We start from the raw sequence: 15,307 nt of genomic DNA on the forward strand, positions 1-15,307 counted from the left end.
CTGCTCGAACGTCTCCAGGCGTACGAGGACGACGTGCTGCGTTTCCTCGACGACCCCGCCGCGCCCTTCACCAATAACCAAGGGGAGCGTGACCTGCGGATGACCAAGGTCCAGCAGAAGATTTCAGGCTGTTTCCGCTCCTGGGAAGGTGCCGAGATCTTCTGCCGGATGCGCAGCTTCCTCTCGACGGCGGTCAAGCAGGGCCTGGCAGCGCACACCGCACTGGAACAGTTGTTTGCCGGTGAAGTGCCCGAATTCATGCGTCGGGACGGCCTGGATCAGGCAGCGTGACCTGAATAGTTACAATAAAATTAAGTTTATTTGTACAGCGCCGATAGTGCCTCTGGCGGCAATAAGCGAATCCTTATTGAGGGAATTCCGTTTGCCGAGACCCGTTCCACTTGCCCGAACGCATCGAGCCAAGGGCACTCATCGGACTTCGCCATGCTGCTACTGAATCGAAGCGTCAAACTCCGCCTGGCCGCGAGCCTGGGCGCCTGTATCGTCATGCTGTTCATCATCGGGGTCGTCGGGCTGCTCTGTCTGAGCGACAACAATGCCGCCCTCGAACGGACCTATGAAGGGAACGTGTTGACCCTGAAGGATCTCAGCCGCATCGATCGAGCCCTGCTCGGCAATCGGGTCAAGATCACCGCGGAGCAGCGTGACCGAAACCCGGAGTCCGCCCGCGTGACGCAGCAGGAGGTCGCGGATAACGACGCCGTCATCGATGCCGCCTGGGAAGACTACTATCCCCAACGTCTCAACGGCCCGCAGGAGCGGGAGATGGCGGACGCCTTCATCACCGCGCTGACCCGCTTGCGGGCTACCATCGCCGAGCTCAACACGGCGATGATCGGCAACGACTTCGACCGAGCCCGCGTCATCGCGACGACGACGCTGCGCCAGCAGTACCCCGAGGCGCTGGACGCCATCCAGACGCTGATCGACCGCAACAGCGCGCAGGCGGCCGAGGCGTACGAGAGCGCGGTCGCCGAATACGAATGGGGGCGCAATATCATCATCGGCACCATGCTCGGATCGCTTGTGCTAAGCGTGGCGATGGCCCTGTGGCTGATCCGCGGCATCATGGCGCCGCTGGGCAAGGCGCAGGCACTCGCCAATGCCATGGCTCGCGGCAGGCTCGACAACGACATCGAGATCACCAGCAAGGATGAATTCGGCGTGATGCTGCGCTCGCTCCAGGCCATGGAGAGTCAGTTCTCCAGGATCGTCATGAGCGTGCGTGACAACGCCGAATCCGTCAGCGTCGCGGCGGACGAAATTGCCCAGGGCACCGACGATCTCAGCCGTCGCACCCAGGAGCAGGCGGCCAGCCTCGAGCAGACGGCGGCCTCGATGGACGAGATCACCTCGACCGTGCGCCTGAATGCGGAGAACGCCGCCGGAGCCGATAGGCTCGTGCATGATGTCAGCCACCGGGCCAATGTCGGGGGCGAGGTCGCCGGGCAGGCGATCAAGGCGATGGAAGGGATCAATGCGTCGAGTCGCAAGATCGCCGGTATCGTCGGCTTGATCGACGAGATCGCCTTCCAGACCAATCTGCTGGCGCTGAATGCGGCGGTGGAAGCGGCGCGTGCCGGTGAGCAGGGCCGCGGCTTCGCCGTGGTGGCCAGCGAAGTGCGCAACCTTGCCGGGCGCAGTGCCGAGGCCGCCAGGGAGATCAAGCAGCTGGTGGAAGAGAGCATCGGCCAGGTGGATGCCGGCAGTGAACTGGTCAACCGGGCGGGTCGGGCGCTGGAAGAGATCGTCGGGGGCGTCGAACGCGTGACCGCCCTGGTCGGGGAGATCGCGGTAGCCAGTCGCGAGCAGTCTCAGGGTATCGAGCAGATCAATACCGCGGTGTCGCAGATGGATAGCGTGACCCAGCAGAACGCGAACCTGGTGGAAGAATCCAGCGCGGCGGGGCGTTCGCTGCAGAGTCAGGCCGCCGCCCTGTTGAAAGAGATGTCGTTCTTCAAGGGCGCCGCTGCCGCTACTGCCCGGATCGCTCCGTTGGCTTCGGCGCCATCGCCGGCCGATCGAGGCGCGAATCGGCCGGTCGCGCGGCAACGGCCAGCTTCCAGTGCACGTGGTCGGGAAGAGGCCGTCGAAGAGTGGAGCGCGTTCTGACGCCGTGCGAGTCGGGCAAGGCGCCGGACGCGCAAAAACGAGACGTGACCGCAGCGGCGAGATTGGCGGCTTCCCTCACGCGTCGCCCACGGTATCGGCAAGCGGCGTTCGTGGCGACGAGACGTTCGGAGGTTCGGGCGACGAGCCCTCGTTCCCTCGCATCGCGAGATGCATGGTCAATACGTGCGGCTGGCCGTCCAGCGTCAGCCGCGCTTCGGTAGTGCTATTCGGCAGCGGTTCGCCATCCAGGTTGGCGCCGGCCGGCTGGTCGTCGCTGGCCCGTTCGACCCGGATCATGCAGGCGCTGCCCTCCAGATTGACGGTAGCCGAAAAGCTCGGCCAGGCATCGGGAATGCAGGGCGAGACGATCAGCTGGTGGCCTTCGCGACGAATCCCCAGGATGCCGCTCACGCCGGCCTGATACATCCAGCCGGCGGAGCCGGTGTACCAGGTCCAGCCGCCGCGCCCGACATGGGGCGGCTCGGAGTAGACATCGGCGGCGATCACGTAGGGCTCGACGCGATAGCGTTCGACGGCGTCCGGCGTCAGGGCGTGATTGATCGGGTTGAGCAGCGAAAACAGGCGATAGGCCCGGTCGGCCTGGCCCAGCTTGACGAAAGCGAGGATCGACCACATCGCCGCGTGGGTGTATTGCCCGCCGTTTTCGCGCAGTCCCGGCGGATAACCCTTGATGTAGCCCGGCTCCAGCGCGGTCTGGTCGAACGCCGGCGTGAACAGCAGTGCCAGCCGTTCCTGTGGCCGGATCAAGTGGCGCTCCACCGAGGCCATGGCCTGCGCGGCGCGTTCGGGATCGGCGCCTTCCGAGAGCACCGCCCAGGACTGGGCGATGGCGTCGATTCGGCAGGCGTCGTTGTCTCGGGTGCCGAGCCACTGGCCGTCGTCGAAGGTGGCGCGGCGATACCACTCGCCATCCCAGGCTTCGCTTTCCAGCGCCAGGCGTAGCGCCTCGGCGCGCTCCCGCCAGCGTTCGGCACGGGCGCGCGCCTCCGGTGCGTCGCGGGCTTCGGCCAGCGGGGCGAACAGCGCCAGCGTGCGCAGCAGCAGCCAGCCCAACCACACGCTCTCGCCGCGTCCTGTCTCGCCGATGCGGTTGAAGCCATCGTTCCAGTCTCCGGTGCCGATCAACGGCAGACCGTGCTCGCCGAATTGCTCGAGCGCCTGATCCAGCGCGCGGGCGCAGTGCTCGAACAGCGACGCCGTCTCGTCCGCGACCAGCGGCTGGGCGAAATCGTCGTGCGCCTCGGGGTCGAGCGGCGCACCTTCCAGGAAGCCGACCTGCTCCTCCAGCACCTCGGGGTCGTCCGTCGTTTTAATGTAGGTAGCAGTGGCGAAGGCGAGCCAGACCCGGTCGTCGGAGATGTGGGTACGAACGCCCTGGCCGGAGTGCGGCAGCCACCAGTGCTGGACATCGCCCTCGACGAACTGGCGACCGGCAGCGCGCAGCAGATGATGCCGCGCCAGCGCCGGCATGGCGAAGGTGAGTGCCATGCCATCCTGCAACTGGTCGCGAAAGCCGTAGGCACCGCTGGCCTGGTAGAACGCCGAGCGTGCCACGACCCGGCAGGCCAGGGTCTGGTACGTCAACCAGCCATTGAGCATCAGGTTCATGGCCGGGTCCGGCGTATTGACCTGCAGTGTGCCGTGCAGCGTCTGCCAGTAGGCCTCGACCTCGCTCAGCTTGGCGTCGAGATCGCTGCGCCGGTAGCGCTCGATCAGTTCCCGCGCTGCCGCGTCGTCGCTGGCCTGCCCCAGAAACGCCACGATCTCGACCGCCTCGCCGGGCGCCAGCGTCAGCTCGCACTGCTGTACCGTGCACGGGTCATGCCCGGCGCCATCGCTGGCAGCCAGCGGACGCCTTTCGGTCAGGGCCTCGGGGGCGGCCAGCGACCCCCGGCCGAGGAACTCGCGGCGGTCGGCGGTCCAGCCGCGCTGGCGGCCATCCAGGTCAGCGAAGCCAACGCGGCCCGGGAAGGCCTGATTCCAGGGATTGCGCATCAGCAGCGCCCCGGTGGCCGCGTCGTGCTGCGACACCAGAAACGGCGCGGTTCGAGCCCGTGACGTGCCCATCACCCAGGCGGTATAGGCGGTGACGATCAGCCGGCGCGGCTGGGCGGTGCGGTTTTCCAGCGTGAGCCGCGAGATCTTGATCGGATCGTTCAGCGGCACGTACTGCAACAGCGTCATGGAGAGTTCGGGAGTATCGTGCTCGAAGCGGGTGTAGCCGAAGCCGTGACGAGCGATATGGCGAGTCTGATGCTCGGGGTCGTCGAGACGGGTATCCGCGCGGCGGGGGTGAGCGGTGACGGTGGTCAGGGCGCCGCTGTCGGCGTCCTGCACGTAGATCACCTCGCCGGGAAGATCGCTGACCGGGTCATTGGACCACGGCGTCAGCTGGTTTTCACGGCTGTTGTCGGCCCAGGTATAGCCGCTGCCCTCCGCCGATACCTGAAATCCGAAGCCGGCATTGGCGATGACGTTGATCCAGGGCTGTGGCGTGGTCGCGCCATCGTCGAGCACGCAGACATATTCGCGGCCGTCACGATCGAAGCCGCCCGAGCCGTTGAAGAACGTCAGGCCACCCAGCGGTGGCCGGCTGGAGGGGGCGACTGTAGGGCGATGGGGCGACACCGGCATTTCGCCATCGTCGTCGAGCACGACGGGGTCGGGCCGGTCGTGGCGGGGCCGGGAGGACGCATCGTCCTGCGGGTCGGCGGGCGGCTTCGCCAGCAGGGCGTCGAGCTGGGCGGGGAGCGAACCCTTGCGCGCGGTCAGTACGACACGGGCGACTGCCAGCAGCAGTTCGTGACTGGCCAGACTCAACTGGTTGGCACGCAAGGTGTAGACCGAGCCCATCGGGAGATGCCCATCGACATGCGCTGGGGGCCGGTTGGAACGCACGGCCGTGTCGATCGCGTCCTGCAGTTCCTGCAGATAGGAGTGGGCGCGATCGTTGAGAATCACCAGGTCGACGCCCAGGCCTTTGGCGCGCCAGTATTCGTGGGCGCGCAGCATGGTCTTCAGCCAGGCCATCTCCTCCAGATCGCCGAGCCGCAGCAGCACGATCGGCAGGTCGCCGGAAATGCCCATTGGCCAGAGATTGGACTGTACCGACAGCCCGCGCTTCAGCGCTTCCGAGGGCGGGCGGAAGCGGGCGTTGCTGTACAGGATCGGCGCCGCCAGCCGCTGGAAATCGGCGGCTTCCTCCAGGTCGATGTCGAGATGGCGCAACTGCACCTGCGCCTGGGTCCAGGCGAGCGTGCGCGCGCGTTCGAAGGCGCTGGTGTCGTGGTGCTTGTCGATCAGCGCCAGCAGCGTTTCGCGACGCTCGGCAACCACCGTCCAGAAGTCGATGTGGGCGACGTGTCCCGGCGCAATGCGCAGGACGTGGCGCAGCGCGAAGATCGGGTCCAGCACGGTGCCGGTGGTGTTCGACAGCGGCTGGCCGTCCAGCGCCACCGCATCGCCGATCTGGCGGCCCCGGCCCAGAAAGCGCGCCCGGTCCGTTTCGTACGCGGGTTCGCCGACGCTTTCCCCTTTGACCAGCGCGAAATGTGCCGCCCAGATCGGCGCCTCCTGTGCCTGGCGTCGACGCCGGGTGGCGGCCAGCGCGGCGTAGTCGGCGACGAAATCCGTCTCGACGAACAGCTTGGCGAATGCCGGGTGGGCGTCGTCGGTGGCGGGTTGGGTCAGCACGATCTCGGCGTAGGAGGTCACCTCGATCGTTACCGCATGACGGCCGCCGTTGGTCACCGAGACGCGGCGGACTTCGCCGTCGTCCTCGCCGGATACCAGCACTTCGAGCGTGGTGGTGAGGTCGCCGTCGCGGCGGGTGAAACGGGCGTGATCCTCGGCGAACACCACTTCCCGGAAGTCGGCCGGATCGTCGATCGGATGAGCGCCGGCGGACCAGCGCGTCCCGCGGTCGAGATCGCGAAGCAGGATGAAGCTGCCCCAGTCGTCGCAGGTGGCATCTTCGCGCCAGCGCGTGATTGCCTGCTGCTGCCAGCGGCTGTAGCCGGCGCCGGCCGCGGTCAGCATCACGCTGTAGCGGCCGTTGGAAAGGAGATGGGTCACCGGCGGCGCGGTGGGCTCGCCTTCGAGCCGGCGTACGGCCGCCGCGGGCGCGATGATGCTCGAAGGCGCCGCGTGATCGGCATCGTTGGGGGACGGCAGCGTCGCGACTTCTCGCGGCAGGCGTTCCTGCAGCAGCAGTTCGCTGGCCTGGATCATCGGTTCGCTGTGGAAGTGGCTACGCAGTCTTCCCGCCATCAGAGTGTTGGCGATGGCGGCGATGGTCATCCCCTGATGATGCGCCATGACGTTGCGCACGATGACGAAGGTGCGATCGACGGGCAATCGCGTGAGGGTGAAATCGATCGCCTCGAAGAACCCGAAGTGGCTCTCGGCCTCCATCGATCGCAGGCGGGCGAAGTTATCCAGCGCGGCGCGGGGCGCGACCATGGTCGCCAGCGCCGTGGCATAGGGTGCGATGACGAGGTTGTCGCCCAGCCCGCGCTTGAGCCCCAGCTCCGGCACGCCGAAGTTGGAATACTGGTAGGTGAAGTCGATGTCCCGGGCGTTATAGGCGGATTCCGAGATGCCCCAGGGGATATCGTGGCGCCTGGCATGCTGGCGCTGGCTGGCGACGACCAGGCGGTTGGTCTGCTCGAGCAGGCTCCCCAGCGGGGCACGCATGATCAGCGAGGGCATCAGATATTCGAACATCGAGCCCGACCAGGAGATCAGCGCGACGCCATCCTTCAACGGCGTTACCGCCCGCCCCAGGCGGAACCAGTGGCGGGTGGGCAGGTCGCCCTTGGCGATCGCCAGCAGGCTTGCCAGGCGAGCCTCGGAAGCGAGCAGGTCATAGCAGCCGTCGTCGACCCGGTCCTCTCGCGGGGCGTAGCCGATCGACATCAGCTTGCGTTCCGGCACCAGCAGGAAATGGAAATCCATCCCCAGTGCCAGCCGGCGCGCCTCGTCCGCCAGGCGCAGAAGCCGCTGTTCCAGAGGCGCCTCCCGGGCGGCGCCGTCGGCGTCGGGAGAGGTGTGATGACGAACGACGGATCGAGAGAGCGGGGCGGTGTCTTCGGCATCGCGGCGATGCTCGTCGAGACAGCGCAGCAGTCTGCGCAGCCAGCCGTGCGGTGAAACTTCGCCGGTCGCCTCGTCGAGGTCCGTCGCATCGGGCGATGGCGGCCCGAGTTGATGCTGGCAGGCGTCGATCGACTGACGCAGGAAGTCGCAGTACTCGATACCGTAAGGGGTCGCGTCGAGATGGGCCGATAGCGTATCCAACTCGTTCAGCAGTGCCGTGCGCGTTGCGGCATCCAGCGTTGCCGTGGCGGCGATATCCTCGCGACACAGCAGCAGCGTGTCGCCAAGCCCCTCGCGGGGATCCAGAACATGCGGGTGGGCGATCCACGCCTCGCAGGCCTTGGCCAAAGTGATCAGGTGGCCGGCCAGGTTACCGCTATCCACCGTGGAGACGTAGAGCGGCTCGAGCGGCGCCAGGGTTCGGGTGTCGTACCAGTTGTAGAAGTGGCCCTTGCAGCGTTCCATCCCGAGCAGCGTGGCCAGTGTGGCTTCCAGCCGTTCGACGGCGCGGTGCGTGCCGATCCAGGCGAAGTCCCGCGCCGCGATGCACGCCAGCAGATAAAGGCCGATGTTGGTGGGCGACGTGCGCTGGGCGATGACCGGTCTGGGCTCCAGCTGGAAATTGTCCGGTGGCAGCGCGTGGGAGTCCGGCGTCACGAAGGTATCGAAGAACTGCCAGGTGCGCCGGGCGATACGGCGCAGCGCCTGAGCCTGTGGCGGCGACAGGCGCAGGTTGTCGGTCGTGTCGGCGGGGGCGCGACTGGTCCATAGCGCGATCAGCGGGGCGACCAGCCAGAGCAGCAATAGCGGCAGGGCGATGGGCCATGCCGGTGGTTCGACGATCGCCAGGATCAGCGCCAGCGTCAGGCTCAGCAGGCTGCCGCCGGCCATTTCGCGGCCGAATCCGGCAACGCCCAGACGCTCGTTGCCGGCCAGTTGCGATGCCGTCGTCCACTCCAGCAGATGACGATGGGAAACGTGGACGCGATAGAGCGTGCGCACGATGGCGTCGCCCATCTGCCAGGCCTGATCCGCCAACAGTGTCAGGCTCAGCAAACAACGCCCCATCTCGGTTCGCAGGTCCCGACCCAGGGTTCGCCAGTGATGGCGCCAGTTACCATCGCGGCGATGCGGCTTGAGTGCGAACGCGACGGGGATCAGCGCGGGCACGATCAGGCATGCCAGCGTCAGGCCCATGGCCGTGAGCGCGGCGGGAATCGGTAGCCAGGCGCAGATCATCAGCGCACCGAACAGGCTCGGCGCCAGCAGTGAGCGGCGCAGGTTGTCGGCGATCTTCCAGCAACCGACGACGGTCAGCGCCTGTCGATCGGCGCGCCGCCCCCAGAACCAGGGCAGCAGCTGCCAATCCCCGCGCGTCCAACGGTGCTGGCGTCTGGCGGCGACATCGTAGCGTTCCGGATACGCCTCAACGACCTCGACATCCGAGGCCAGGCCGGCGCGGGCGAAGATCCCTTCCAGCAGGTCGTGGCTGAGCAGGCTGTTCTCGGGGATGCGACCGTGCAGCGCACGCTCGTAGGCATCCACGGCATAGATGCCCTTGCCCGCGAAGGAGCCCTCGCCGAACAGGTCCTGATAGAGATCCGACACCGCAGCGGTGTAGACATCCATGCCGCCGGGGGCGGAAAACAGGCGCTGGTAGCGCGAGCCCTGGCGGCCGATGGGCAGCGAGGGCGTCACGCGGGGCTGGAGAATGGCGTGCCCGCGGACCACCCGGTCGTTGTCGCCGAAGACCGGCTGGTTGAGCGGATGGGCCATCTTGCCGACCAGTCTGGCGATCGTGTCCCGGGGCAGACGCGTATCGCTGTCCAGCGTGACCACGTAGCGCACGTCGGACGGCACCCAAGGGGCGTGGCCGTCGATGGCGATATAGGAGGTATCGTCGGCACCCCGCAGCAGACGATTGAGCTCGGTCAACTTGCCGCGCTTGCGCTCCCAGCCCATCCAGCAGCCTTCGCTGGCGTTGTAGATCCGGTGGCGGTAGAGCAGCAGGAAGCGCGGGCCGGCAGGTCCGGGGCCATGGCGACGATTGAGACTCGCCATGGCATCGATGGCGACGGACAGCAGAATGTCGTCGCTGGCCAGTTCGGCGGTGTCGGCGTCGCGGCCGTCCAGCAGCAGGGCAAAGGTCAGGTCGCTGTCGTTAGCGGAAAGACCGCCGTGACCGGAAAGACCATCGTGACTTGCAAGATCGTGACCGGAAAAGCCGTCACTGCCGGAGAGACCGTCGCTACCGGAGAGATAGTGCACCTCGAGACGTTCGATCAGCTCGCGCAGCGCCACCGCCTCGGTCAGCATCGCCGGTACCGCGACCAGGGTTCGCTGGGCGGTCGGCACGCCGTCCTCGAGTGCCAGGCCGGGCAGCGCTTCCCCGCCGAGCCTCGATCCCAGCGCGCGATTGACCAGCGTCGTCGCGACCTCGTAGGCGGGCAGCAGAATCGTCAGCAGCCAGGGGAGCTGCCAGAGGAGCGGCAACCCGGTAGCGCTCAGCGACCACTCAGCGAGCCCCAGCAATAGTAGTGTCAGTACAACGGTCGCCCCGGCGTAGCCGGTTAGCCCGGTCGCCAGTACGGCACGATGGATGCGCAGCCTCAGGGGTGGATGGAAGGCGAGGGTCCGTTCCAGGTCGCGGCGGCCATCGGCGATCAGGTAATAGCCCGGATCAGCTCGGCGCTGTGCCTCGGCAGGCGGGCAGTTCGCCGGCGGCTGGGCTCGAGCGGCCGAGAGCGCCTGCTCGGTCACGAACAGTTCGTCCCGCTGCGATCCGCGCGCCAACTGCTCGATGGCGTTGCGGTAGCGGTCCCGGGTAGCGAAGTCCATCTCGGCAAAGCGGCTACCCGCGCGCAACCGTTGATCGACCAGACTGACCTGCTCGACCTGTGTCGCCCAGTCGAAATCGGCAATGAGGCGCAAGCTGGTGATGGTGTTGCGTACGCTGACGTTCGAGGCGCCCTGACGTTGGTGGGCGTTCTGCACCACCGCCGAGGCGGATGTCCCGAGGCGGGTGAATTCCTGCTCCAGCCACGCCAGCGCCGGCGTCTTGCCGGGATCCTGATCCCGCAGCCGCTTGGCCAGCTGAGCATAGAATTGCGCGGCGAAGGGATCGTCGATATCCAGATGGGCGTAGGCCTGCAGCAGCGCGTTGCTGGCGCCGGGATGAAGCAGCTGTTCACACAGCGCATCGGCTTCGGTACGGGCTTCGCGAGCCCGCACGATCTGATCGGAAAGGCGACGCAGGTTCTCCACCAGTACCAGCCGCAAACTGATCGCGATGGCCCACAGCTCGCCGATGGTCAACGGCTCGACGCGCTGGTAGGCCTCGATGAAGCGGGTCAACGTGTGCGGATCGAAGTGGCTGTCGGTATGCGCGACGTAGGCCCAGGTCAGCCCGAAGACGCGCGGGTAGCCGGCAAAGGGGCCATCGGCGAGTTTCGGCAACTGGCGATAGTAGCCGGGCGGCAGGTCTTCGACGATATCGCTGACGTGCTTTTCGACATGATGATAGTGATCGAGCAGCCATTCGGCCGCGGGCACGACACTACGGCGATGCGCCACTTCATTGGCGATACTGCGGTACGCCTTCTCCAGTGCGACCGTGTTGTCGTGCAGGCGCTGGTGCAGCGGCAGCACGTCGGGCGGGCGCGAGGTGATCGGCTGCGCCAAGGCCAGGCTCTGGGCATGTTGCTCGAGCCGTTCGGGGCCGAACAGTTCTTCGCGCACCGGGACCTTGGCGTCCCACAGGGGAGAGAGGTTTGTGCTGGCGTTTCCTCGACGCCACCAGGCGTTCATTGTTCATGCCTGGCGGGAAAATGGCGGGGCTGGATGATCGGTAACCTGTCGCATCGATGCATGGGTGATCTCCTGCCGACGACCGGGCGGAGCGGGGCTCGTGTCGCGACGATAATGCATGCCATGGTGAAAAACGAAGCACGCCTGCTGACGTTAGGCGGTGTCACTCGAAGCGTTCGTCGAGTGTCGAAACGTGTCGTACTGAAAGATGAAAAGCGCCATGAATGATGACACGGCGTTCTACGAGGTGGGGGCGTCGCGGGATGGCATGATCGACCCATGATGATCGGCATGCGTCTGGCGATGAGCCGGGCAGACCGTGCTCTCGAGTATGGGCGCTGAGCGGTGAATTAGCGAATGCCGGTTTCATCGGCGAGAGAGGAATTTTCATCGGCGAAAGAGGGATTTCTCACCCCACGGCCGAGTGAGCCTCGCTCCTATCGGCCTTTCTTTCATTTCAATTCCGCTTTACCTCCACTTCACCTTCACGCCGGGCCTATGGATATGCCCTCGGCTATCGGATGGTGGCGATAAAGATATTAGCCAAAGGCGATAAAAGCGACTAGCTTCCCATACGCTGGGGCTGCCGCGCGGCGACCCGGATAGCCTCATTGATGTCGTTTTCCTCTCGCTAGAACACGGGAGACCTTGTCTCCAAGGAAGTTGCGATGAAGATCACGTCTTACGAACAGCGGTTGCTCGTCCCCAAAAGAAAGAACGCCCCCAGGGAGGGGAGTCTCAACGCCAAGGCGGCGCTGAGTCACGTACCTGTCGGTACGCTCAAGACTCGAATCAGAAAGCTGGTCGATAGCGGTGTCGCCAGAGAGCGGGCGATCGAAGTCGCTCTGGTACTCCCCATCGCTCCGCAAGGCCGGCCCAGGAAAGCGTGGTGAGCGGTTTTCGAGGGGCGACAAGGCTTTAGCCACAGCGAGTCGGGGTTTTATCCATACCGAGATGGGACTTTAGCAACAACGAATTAAAGGCTAAAGCACGCTTTTGTCGTCACTTTATCGGGCAGGCAACGGGCTAGACTGTGCCCGGTTTCGATTCCTGCGAAACACACTTGGCCCCGACACTGTTCGGGGCCTTTTTTTGGAAGCCGTTTTTTGGAAGCCTGTTTTTGGAAGCCAGGCGGGCCTTCAGCCGCCAGACTCATGCTCGGAGCCAGGCGTAGAGCAGCTTGTAGAAGGTTTCCTCGGTCAACGGCACGTACTTGGACAGATCACGTTTCTGACCGAACTGCAGGTCAGTGAAGTAGTACTCGCCCTCGGATTCGATGATCTCCTTGATGTCGTCCTCGTCCGAGGAGGCAAACAGGAGTATCCGATTGCCGTGGAGGTACTGCTCTTCCGGCTCGACATGCAGCTTGCAACTGCCGAACGAAACGGTCTGCTCCTGAAGCGTTATCTGGAACGTCTCGTCGAATTTCTCGAGCGTATGCGCGGTATCGTCGTAATGAATCTTGACGCCGTCGATCTCCAGCGCGGCTACCCAGCCCTCGATATGGCTCTGCAGTACGCGTAGCTGTTCCTTGTAGGTGTCCAGCTCCTGCTCGAAATCCGCCAATCGCTGCTGGCAGTTGCGAATTTCCTCGTTGATATGGTGCTTTAGCTGTGTGATGTCGACCATGGCTTGCCTCCCACCTCGAGCTCGTGCGGATTCGATTCATGATAGTTGGCCGGAAACAAAAAACCGCCTGAATGCAGGCGGTTTTGAAAAGCGGAAGTGCAGATCAGGCTGCGACCGGGCGATCGATCGACCGCGTTCTCTGTATTGCGCTCAGCGCCTTCTCCAGATCCAGTGTCTTGCACTTGAATGCGCTGCAATTGGCGCAGCGCACGTTGGTACCTTCCTGATTATTGATCGCAGATAGAACTGCTCATGACCGCAAATCGAACAGCTGAGATCCAGCGTCACTCTGATCATGCCGTAGCCCTCAAGTGATGATCATTGAGCGGGCGGCTCTCGCGTGCCATCTTGAGCGTCAGACTGCGACACTGGTTGAGGATCTGCACCGAATAGTTGGGCGCCTGGGAATCCGCCCAGTGACCCACGGTGTCGAGAAACTCTCCGCATTCCGTACAGCTGATTTCGTCCCACTCTTCATGAATCTCGAGGGGAACCGATTGAGCGTTACCGCAGCGGGTGCATGAAATGGCGTCTTTCACGATCAGCCCTCCTTGGCCTGGGGTTGGTTTCTGACTCACCAATTAGTGGCAATCCTTGCCGCATACTGCTGGGGCATCCTTGCCCGGTACTGCCCGGCTTTCCTTGCCGGCTGACGAATTCATGCTGGCATAGCCCCTAGTGCTGTACAAGCATTGTACGAATCGGATATTTGGACAACTCTATTCCAGGTTAAGTGTTAACGTTTAAGTGACTGAATTTATTGGTTAAAACCTTATTTTTTATTTTGAAAGTTTTTGTAACTTTAATTTGTACACTGCAATTACGTCGTCTGGAGACCTGACCGAAGGCGCTCTCGGCAGTGATATCGGCCGCTGTTAACGTTCTGTCATCTAGCGGCCTCATACTGGTGGTGCGATGCCAGGAAGGCGTCGTCACGACAGGGACGCGCAGAGCGGGAAGCTCGGCTCAGCATCAGGGACGAAGCGTCGGACCAGCGCTCAGCCGTGAGGCTTGGCGCTTTTTTTATGTCTAGGGCGGGCGCGTCCCGTTGGCTCGAATTCACCGAGCGGGACTCCGCTTTTGCTCGAGCGTTTCGCAGCGAGTGCCGGGAAAAAGACGGTTGCCACATTCTCTACTGAACGTCCGTGCGTCAGGGACGCTATGCTTAGTGCACATGTCCTTTCGAGTCGGAATCTTCATGAGTTCTCTGAGCCAGCACAAGGCGTTCATCTTATTGCTGACGCTAGTGTCCATCGCCTTCGTTTGGTTGCTGTTGCCGTTCTACGGTGCCGTGCTCTGGGCGGTGATACTGGCGATCCTGTTCCAGCCCATGCATCGGCGGCTGGAGGCGCGGCTGAAAGGGCACCGCAACCTGGCTGCGCTGGTCAGCGTGATGGCTTGCGTGTTCATCGTCATCATCCCGATGTCACTGATCTTCGGGGCTCTGGTGCGAGAAGGCGCCAGCGTCTATCAGCGCGTGGGCAGTGGCGATATCGACTTCAACGAGTACATCCAGCAGTTCCAGAGTTCGCTGCCGGCCTCGGCGCAGACCTGGCTGGGTGACGCCGGCTTCGGCAGTCTTTCCGATATCAGCAATCGTCTGGCATCCGCCCTCGAACAGGGCAGCCAGTTGATCGCCACGCACATGCTGAGCATCGGTCAGAACACGCTCCAGTTTCTGGTCAGCGCCGGCATCATGCTCTACCTGCTGTTCTTCCTGTTCCGGGACGGCCGATCCCTGGGGCAGCACATCCGCATCACGATTCCGCTGAGCGACGAATACACCTACCAGCTCATCGACAAGTTCACCGCCGTGGTGCGTTCCACCGTCAAGGGCAACGTGATCATCGCCATCGTGCAGGGTGCGATCGGCGGCGTCGCCTTCTGGGCGCTGGGGATCGAAGCCGCGCTGCTGTGGGGCGTAATGATGGCGTTCCTGTCGCTGCTGCCGGCGATCGGCTCCGCAATCGTCTGGGTGCCGGTGGCGGCCTATCTTCTGATCACCGGCGCCTACGTCAAAGGGGCGATACTGATCTTCGTCGGCGTGGTGGTGATCGGGCTCGTCGATAACTTCCTGCGCCCGCCGCTGGTCGGCAAGGAGACCAAGCTGCCTGATTACGTGGTGCTGATCTCCACGGTAGGCGGAATGACGCTGATGGGTATCAACGGCTTCGTGCTCGGCCCGCTGATCGCCGCTCTGTTCATCGTCGTCTGGTCGCTGTATCGGCAGGAACAGGCGGAAGCGGAATCGCCGACAGGCGTGGTGGCCTCGGACGAGATTGCCTCGGAGAACCGGGAGCGCTGACCCGGCAGACGCTAGGCGCAGCCAGGCGTGCGGTTTCCCAGTTGTCCGCCGCGAATTTGATGATTATGATAGGCGCCGCCTGGCCGGTATAGCTCAGCTGGCAGAGCAACGCATTCGTAATGCGTAGGTCGGTGGTTCGAGTCCACTTACCGGCACCAGGCATATTTTGCTTTTCTATCAGTCGCTTGAACCCGCCTCATTCACGAGGGTGCTGATTGAGCGGTCTGAAGGTACTGACTGGTGGCATCGCTTATCAGGATCGGCTTCTTCAGCGCGAATAGCTGTTGAGTAATGCCAAAACGCTGAAATTTCCCC

At 64.2% G+C, this 15,307-nt stretch carries 7 protein-coding genes and 1 tRNA gene; 5 read left to right on the forward strand and 3 right to left on the reverse strand.

What is annotated here, in order from left to right; all coding sequences use genetic code 11:
- Both R3F72_RS17830 and R3F72_RS17835 read left to right on the forward strand, forming a co-directional pair.
- Nucleotides 1-291: IS66 family transposase (locus R3F72_RS17830; protein WP_332778557.1), on the forward strand; the 291-nt coding region annotated here is incomplete at its 5' end.
- A 153-nt stretch (nucleotides 292-444) separates the two neighbouring features.
- The gene (locus R3F72_RS17835) at nucleotides 445-2,133 is read left to right on the forward strand and encodes a methyl-accepting chemotaxis protein (protein ID WP_332780394.1); all 1,689 of its coding nucleotides are present in this window, start codon (nucleotides 445-447) and stop codon (nucleotides 2,131-2,133) included.
- Between the two features lie 75 nt (nucleotides 2,134-2,208).
- Here R3F72_RS17835 and R3F72_RS17840 read toward each other — a convergent pair whose 3' ends face one another.
- Nucleotides 2,209-11,058 (reverse strand): GH36-type glycosyl hydrolase domain-containing protein, encoded by an 8,850-nt coding sequence (locus R3F72_RS17840; RefSeq protein ID WP_332780395.1) that lies wholly within the window; start codon nucleotides 11,056-11,058, stop codon nucleotides 2,209-2,211.
- Between the two features lie 668 nt (nucleotides 11,059-11,726).
- Here R3F72_RS17840 and R3F72_RS17845 point away from each other — a divergent pair.
- On the forward strand, nucleotides 11,727-11,951 hold the full coding sequence (locus tag R3F72_RS17845; RefSeq protein ID WP_332780396.1) for a hypothetical protein: 225 nt from the start codon (nucleotides 11,727-11,729) through the stop codon (nucleotides 11,949-11,951).
- A gap of 259 nt (nucleotides 11,952-12,210) precedes the next feature.
- On the opposite strand, the gene R3F72_RS17850 is transcribed toward R3F72_RS17845, so the two are convergent.
- Nucleotides 12,211-12,687, reverse strand: a complete 477-nt coding sequence (locus tag R3F72_RS17850) for a hypothetical protein (protein WP_332780397.1) — start codon at nucleotides 12,685-12,687, stop codon at nucleotides 12,211-12,213.
- Nucleotides 12,688-12,980: 293 nt separating this feature from the next.
- The gene (locus R3F72_RS17855; protein WP_332780398.1) at nucleotides 12,981-13,226 is read right to left on the reverse strand and encodes a hypothetical protein; all 246 of its coding nucleotides are present in this window, start codon (nucleotides 13,224-13,226) and stop codon (nucleotides 12,981-12,983) included.
- 659 nt (nucleotides 13,227-13,885) lie between these two features.
- On the opposite strand from R3F72_RS17855, the gene R3F72_RS17860 reads away from it, so the two are divergent.
- Nucleotides 13,886-14,992, forward strand: a complete 1,107-nt coding sequence (locus R3F72_RS17860; protein ID WP_332780399.1) for an AI-2E family transporter — start codon at nucleotides 13,886-13,888, stop codon at nucleotides 14,990-14,992.
- 82 nt (nucleotides 14,993-15,074) lie between these two features.
- Nucleotides 15,075-15,150, forward strand: a tRNA-Thr gene (locus R3F72_RS17865).
- The last annotated feature ends 157 nt before the right edge of the window (nucleotides 15,151-15,307 follow it).

The organism is Salinicola sp. 4072 (assembly GCF_036663415.1).
Classification (GTDB): Bacteria; Pseudomonadota; Gammaproteobacteria; order Pseudomonadales; family Halomonadaceae; genus Salinicola; species Salinicola salarius_A.